The following is a 6,000-nucleotide window of genomic DNA, read 5'->3' as shown; positions in this document are numbered from 1 at the left end:
ACGAACCCCGGGCCATCAAAAAGCGGCCGAAGAACTTCAGCTACCTCACCGCAGCCAGGTCAATTTTCAAAGAAATCCCCCATCGCGGTAAACCCCGAAATTTCGCTTAAGTCAGTGCCATTCGGGTCTGACGACATGAGTTCTCTGCGTAAAGTGGCATTCGTCTCAACGTTTTCCAGCGCCTGCATCCATCGCCGGTTGCGCGGGGCCCTTTCTTATGCCGATTCCCAAACGCAGATCGTCATCCGGGATTTCCGGATGCCGCAGGACTTGGCGGACCGCAAACGAATGCCCCCGGAACTGACCGCGCTCAACGCATGGAAGGCGGAAGGGATACTGAGCTTCCTCGACAACCGGGAATTTGAAAGCATGCTTGAGCAGCTCGATCCCGTCGTCCCGATCGTCAGCATGGCAGCCGTCACGCCGCGGCCCGGTGTCGTGCTGGTGGGAGGCTCAATGCCTAAGATGATAGAAATGTCGATCCAGCACTTTCGCCAGCAGGGGCTGCGCTCGCTGGGAATGATGGTTCTCGATCACGATCCCGCGGTGCAACGGCGCTGCGCGCGGATCTTCAGCGAAATCACGAAACCTGCCGACCCCGCGCTGGCCACGCATGTCGAGTTAGTGGCGTCCGACCTTCTCCTGGACCTCGAGCGGACTGTCGAACCGGTTCCACCCGGCCTCGCTGGCTGGTTGACCCAACTGCCAAAACCGGCGGGCGTGATGACCGTCGACTACGGAGGTGGCAACTATCTGATTCGCGTCTGCCACGCGCTCGGCCTGCGCGTCCCCGATGACGTCGCGGTGATCTGCGTGGACGACGTCGACATGTGCTTGTCCAGTTCTCCTACTCTAACAAGTGTCGAGGCTGCGAACGAAATCATCGGCTTCGAAGCCATCAAGACGCTCGACCGGATGATCCAGGGCAGCGCCCCGGACAATTCCTTCATCCGCGTCGAGGTGGTCGATCTACATGTGCGCCAATCAACCGGACTGAAAGCCGCCGAGGTGTGCGATATCGCCGGCGCGGTGACTTACATCAACCAACATGCCTGCCACGGATTGACGGTGGAGAGACTCCTTCAGGAAACCCAAGGGGTCTCGAAGGCGACCTTCCACAAACACTTCACGGCCGCCATCGGCCAAACGCCAGGTGCTGCCATCCGCGAGAGGCAGTTCGCGGAAGCGCGCCGCCTTCTGGTGAATACGAAGTTGAGCGTCACATTGGTGGCCGAGCAGAGCGGCTTCGGCAGCAGCAGTGATTTCGCCCGCGCCTTCCACGCCGCCGAAGGCATGACTCCCAGCGCCTTCCGCGACCTCCGATCCAGTAGCTGATAGATTTCAGGATTAATTCCGTGCCATTCAGGTCAGTCCACAAATCGGGTGGACTGTTTCAAGAACGTCCGAGGATTTTGATAGATGATCTTCTCGATGTCTTCCGCACTGTGCTTGCGGCGTTTCATTTCCAGTGCGCACTTCGGAACGGAGAGGGGATCGGAGTGGCCCCAATCGCAGGCGGAGTTCATCCAGAGGCGCTCGGAGCCGTAGATTTCCAACATGTCGATCGCGCGGTTCGGCGAGCACTTGCTTTCCGGATAGAGCGTCATGCCGGCCCAGTAGCCGGCGTCGAGGACGTGGGAGATGGTGTGTTCCTCGACATGGTCGATGATGACCTTACCTCGATCTAACTTCGAGAACGATGCGAGCGAATCGAGGATCAGTCGCGTGCCCTTGAGCTTGTCCTCGAGGTGCGGGGTGTGGATGAGGATCGGCAGATCTCTATCAAGTGCGAGCTGGACGTGGGCTTCGAAGATTTCCAGCTCGTTGCGCGTGTTCTTGTTCAATCCGATTTCACCAATCCCTAACACCGTCGGACAATCGAGGAACTGCGGGATGATGCTCATCACCTCGCGGGCGAATCCCGGATCGTCGGCTTCCTTCGGATTGATGCAGAGCCAGGAGTAATGCTTGATGCCGTATTTCGCCGCGCGCTTCGGTTCGTATTCGGTGAGCTGTCTGAAGTAGTCGTAAAATCCGTCGGCGGAGGAACGGTCGAATCCGGCCCAGAACGCCGGTTCGCAGATCGCCTCGCAGCCGGACAGTGCGAGTTTTTCGTAGTCGTCCGTCGTCCGGCTGACCATGTGGCCGTGTGGCTCGATGTATTTCATGGGGAAGAAGTTGATGGTTGAGAGTCGATCGTTGATGGAAAGAGGAAGAGTTGGAGAAAGAGGCATTCATTCATTTTCTGCCTATCAACCATCAACTATCCACTCTCAACTCCTTCTCTGGAAGAGCGGCCCCGAAAGCGCCTTGGAACGGGGCGCTTTCTGAAAGCTCTGTCGTGTGGTCGGAGAAGGATTCGAGCACGGCGCGGGCGCGGTCGGGGCGGTCGGAGAGTAGGATCGGCAGTGCTTTTTTCATCGCTTCAAAGCGGTAGTCGTCTTCGCCCGGGTGGCGTTCGATCCGGTCCAGAAACGCGGCGATGTCGATGAGCTTGTGGCGCGCATCGACGAATTGGAGGTCAAGGAGTTCCTTCTTGCTCGGCATGGGAAAAGTTTAGGCAGGGATTTCCAAATGCCTACTCCGAAGAACGGAGAAAAATTACCAGATCCCCGGATTTCGAATTTTTGGTGGTTGGATCGATTCTCCGGCTGTTGAATGGATGCCGATGAGTTTGCCCGAGCTGACCCTGAACGTACCTCCGCTTCTTGATCTCGATGTCACCACTGAAAACGACGCCATCCGCCGAACCGCCGGGCTTTTAGGCAACTGTGCGGAGGTCTCGAATTTCCCCGGGTTTCTGGATGCCGTGTTCGACCGACAGCGGATCAATCCGCCGCTTTTGGGAAATGGTGTGGCGCTGCCCCATGCGCGGACATCGCTGGTGAGCGAGATCGTCTGTGTCGCGGCGCGCTGTGCCGCGCCGGTTCCGTTCGGGTCAGAGGGGAAACCCGTAAGGCTGATTTTCCTATTTGGAATTCCTCCTCATCGGATCGCGGAATACCTGGCGCTGACTGCAGCGCTGGTGAAACGGTTGCGAAATCCTGAAACGATTGAAGGTTTGCTGGCAGCGGAATCCGCGGATGATTTTCTCCGCTGGCTAGAGTGACGACACCATGAGTTCTCCAGATCCCACCTCACCGGAACTGACCGCAGGCGCGAGGCGGCGGGTTCATGTGAGAATTTGGATTTCGGAGCATTTCCGGATCTCGGAAATCCAGAGCACGTTGCTCTGGGCGGCGTTGATTGGATTTTTGGGGGCGTGGTCATCGATCCTTTTCAAAGAAGCGACGGAGTTCATTCACGAGATGCTGACTGGGCAGGGTGGGAGCTATGTCGAGAGTTTCAGCCACCTCGCCTGGTGGCAGCGGCTGCTGGTGCCGACGGGCGGGGGATTGCTGGCCGGGCTGACGCTTTATTTCGGCAGCCGGCTGAAAACCCAAGAAAGCTCGACGGATTACATGGAGGCCGTGGTCGTGGGCAGTGGAAATCTATCAGTGCAGGTGAGTCTGGTGAAATCGCTGTCCGCGTTGTTTTCCGGCGCTTCGGGCGCGTCGATTGGACGGGAAGGTCCGTTGGTGCAGCTTTCTTCGCTGGTGGCTTCCGTAGCCGGGCGTTGGATGAAATTTCCGCTTGCCCGCCGCCGGCAGATCGTCGCCTGCGGAGCGGCTGCGGGGATTGCGAGTGCCTATCATGCGCCGGTGTCGGGGGCATTCTTTGTGGCGGAGATCGTGCTGGGTTCGCTGGCGATGGAGTCGTTCGGGCCGCTGGTGGTTTCCTCGGTGATCGCGACTTTAACAACGCGAGGTTATCACGGATCGGAAGCGCTCTACGCGGCTCCTGTTTTCACGCTGCGGGACACTCGGGAATTCATTCCTTATGTTTTGTTAGGTATTGGCTGCGGATTGATCGCACCGTTGTTTCTGCGTTTTTTAAAAGACAGCGAGGCGATGTTTTCAAAGCTCAAACTCCCGCTTTATCTGCGACTCGCACTAGGTGGCGCGATCGTGGGAGTTCTTGCGATTTATCGCCCGGAAGTAACAGGGAATGGCAGCAGTCTCGTTTTCGGCATCCTCAATCATCCCGGAACCTGGCAGGCGCTGGCGATTGTGTTAGCCTGTAAATTGCTGGCCACCGGAGCAACCTTCGGCTCCGGCGCGGTGGGTGGGGTTTTCACTCCCACGCTCTTCACCGGAGCGGCAGTCGGATACCTTTTCGGTGAAATGTGCCGATGGATTCTGCCTGGCTGGGGCTTGGAGCCCGGAGCGTTCGGACTGGTGGGAATGGGCGCGTTCCTCGCTGCGGCGACCGGTGCTCCGGTGATGGCGATCATCATGTTGTTCGAGCTCACGCTGAACTATCAGATCCTCATGCCGATCATGTTGGCGGGCGTCATCAGCTACTACGTCTGTCGGTCGATCACTCCGCAGTCGTTGTATGGCGATGCGTTGAAACGGAAAGGGCAGGTTGCCGTCACCGAGTATCTGGCGAAATTGAAAGTCGGCGATCTGATGAGCCAGACGCAGGAACCGATCCCTGCGGAAGCCAGTTTCGGAGAAGTGGTGCGGACCTTTCTGCAAAGCCGCCGCGAGTTTCTCAATGTGGTGGAGAACGGGAAATTCGTCGGCACCATTTCTCTCCACGACATCAAGCCCTACCTCGACCAACCGGATCTGGAATCCCTGCTGATCGCCAAAGACGTGATGCGTGACGACACCTGTTCGCTCGAATTCCACCAAACCATGAGCGAGGCGCTCCACGTCTTCGGCCGGGCGGAAGCCGAGTGCCTGCCGGTGCTCGACAAGGACTCGAAATTTCTCGGCAGCGTCACCAAGACCGACCTCCTCCTGTTCCTGGCCGGGACTTCCAAGCATGCGGAAAACTGAATCCTGCCAATGCCTTGCATCGCCGCTTGCCGGACGCTTGGGGATGGTGTGAGCTGCGCCCGTGTTTGCCATGTACGTTCACAATCTCAACCCAATTGCCCTGCCGATCTACCATGAGTTCTCGTTGAAGTGGTATGGTCTGGCTTATTTGATGGGATTTGTCGGTGGGTTCCTGCTGCTGAGAAATCTTGCGCAGCGTGGAATGTGGGTCTTGAAACCTGAGAAGACCGCCGACTTCATCGCCGCCGCCGCCTTGTTCGGCGTCTTCATGGGCGGGCGAATCGGTTGGGTGCTCTTCTATTTCAAAGACGGGCTTCTGAATCCCGAGTGGTGGCCCGGAATCAAGGCGGATCCCTTCCTCGTTTTTCGAGTGTGGCAGGGGGGGATGGCGAGCCACGGCGGGATTCTCGGGCTGGTGATTTTCACCTGGTTTTATGCCCGCAAGGAAAAGGTCACCTGGACGGGTCTTGGCGACGGGCTTTGCGTGGTCGCGCCGCTGGGATTATTTTTCGGACGGATGGCGAATTTCGTCAACGGCGAGCTCTACGGGCGGGTCGTCCACGGCATCAGTTGGGCGATGAAATTTCCCGGCGCATTGATGGATGGAAATGCCCCCGAATATGACCGTTTCAACGACGCCGCGGCGGCAGCCGTGCAGGTGGAGCCGAAACTGAGCGCTGCCTATCAGGCGTTGGAGTCCGCATCCAATCAGGAGTTTCCCTATGCGAAGAGTAATTACTTCCAAGCGCTGTTGGATGCGAACCGCCACTCGCCCAAGGTCTCGGACGCAATCGCGCCCTATCTGGAACCGCGCCATCCGTCGCAGCTATACGAGGGAGCGTTGGAGGGCTTGCTTCTTTTCACGATTCTCTACGTGGTACGGGTGAAATTCCCCAAAGCCCCCGACGGCCTTCTAACTGGCCTGTTTTTCGCGTTCTACGCGCTTTTCCGGATCTTCGGCGAGCAATTCCGCGAGCCTGATGCCGCGTTGGTAGGGGCGTTCTCCAGAGGGCAATTCTTCTCGTTCTTCATGTTCGCCTTTGCGGCCGCTTTCTTCTTCCACGCATGGCGCGGGTGGAAACGGCAATCGCTGTGATTTTTGAGTGTCTGTCAG

The 6,000-nt window shown here is 58.0% G+C and carries 6 protein-coding genes; 4 read left to right on the top strand and 2 right to left on the bottom strand.

The annotated features are described in order from the left end of the window. Positions 1 to 135 precede the first annotated feature (135 nt). The gene (locus tag ABIQ96_RS18435) at positions 136 to 1,335 is read left to right on the top strand and encodes a substrate-binding domain-containing protein (protein WP_348216099.1); all 1,200 of its coding nucleotides are present in this window, start codon (positions 136 to 138) and stop codon (positions 1,333 to 1,335) included. A gap of 32 nt (positions 1,336 to 1,367) precedes the next feature. On the opposite strand, the gene ABIQ96_RS18430 is transcribed toward ABIQ96_RS18435, so the two are convergent. Together ABIQ96_RS18430 and ABIQ96_RS18425 are read right to left on the bottom strand one after the other, a co-directional pair. Continuing rightward, positions 1,368 to 2,168, bottom strand: coding sequence for a TatD family hydrolase (locus ABIQ96_RS18430; protein WP_348216098.1), 801 nt, complete (start codon positions 2,166 to 2,168; stop codon positions 1,368 to 1,370). A gap of 91 nt (positions 2,169 to 2,259) precedes the next feature. Then, entirely contained in the window at positions 2,260 to 2,547 is a 288-nt protein-coding gene (locus ABIQ96_RS18425; protein ID WP_348216097.1) for a hypothetical protein, read from the bottom strand. 121 nt (positions 2,548 to 2,668) lie between these two features. On the opposite strand from ABIQ96_RS18425, the gene ABIQ96_RS18420 reads away from it, so the two are divergent. From ABIQ96_RS18420 to lgt, 3 genes are all read left to right on the top strand, one after another. Beyond that, complete coding sequence (locus ABIQ96_RS18420) at positions 2,669 to 3,109, top strand: PTS sugar transporter subunit IIA (protein WP_348216096.1); 441 nt, start codon at positions 2,669 to 2,671, stop codon at positions 3,107 to 3,109. Between the two features lie 7 nt (positions 3,110 to 3,116). Further along, entirely contained in the window at positions 3,117 to 4,886 is a 1,770-nt protein-coding gene (locus tag ABIQ96_RS18415; RefSeq protein ID WP_348216095.1) for a ClcB-like voltage-gated chloride channel protein, read from the top strand. Positions 4,887 to 4,956: 70 nt separating this feature from the next. Next, on the top strand, positions 4,957 to 5,982 hold the full coding sequence (gene lgt / locus ABIQ96_RS18410; RefSeq protein WP_348216100.1) for a prolipoprotein diacylglyceryl transferase: 1,026 nt from the start codon (positions 4,957 to 4,959) through the stop codon (positions 5,980 to 5,982). Positions 5,983 to 6,000 lie beyond the last annotated feature (18 nt).

Source organism: Luteolibacter sp. (assembly GCF_039920825.1).
GTDB lineage: Bacteria > Verrucomicrobiota > Verrucomicrobiia > Verrucomicrobiales > Akkermansiaceae > Luteolibacter.
Note: the sequence above shows the minus strand (reverse complement) of the source record. Positions and strands in the feature narration are given on the sequence as shown.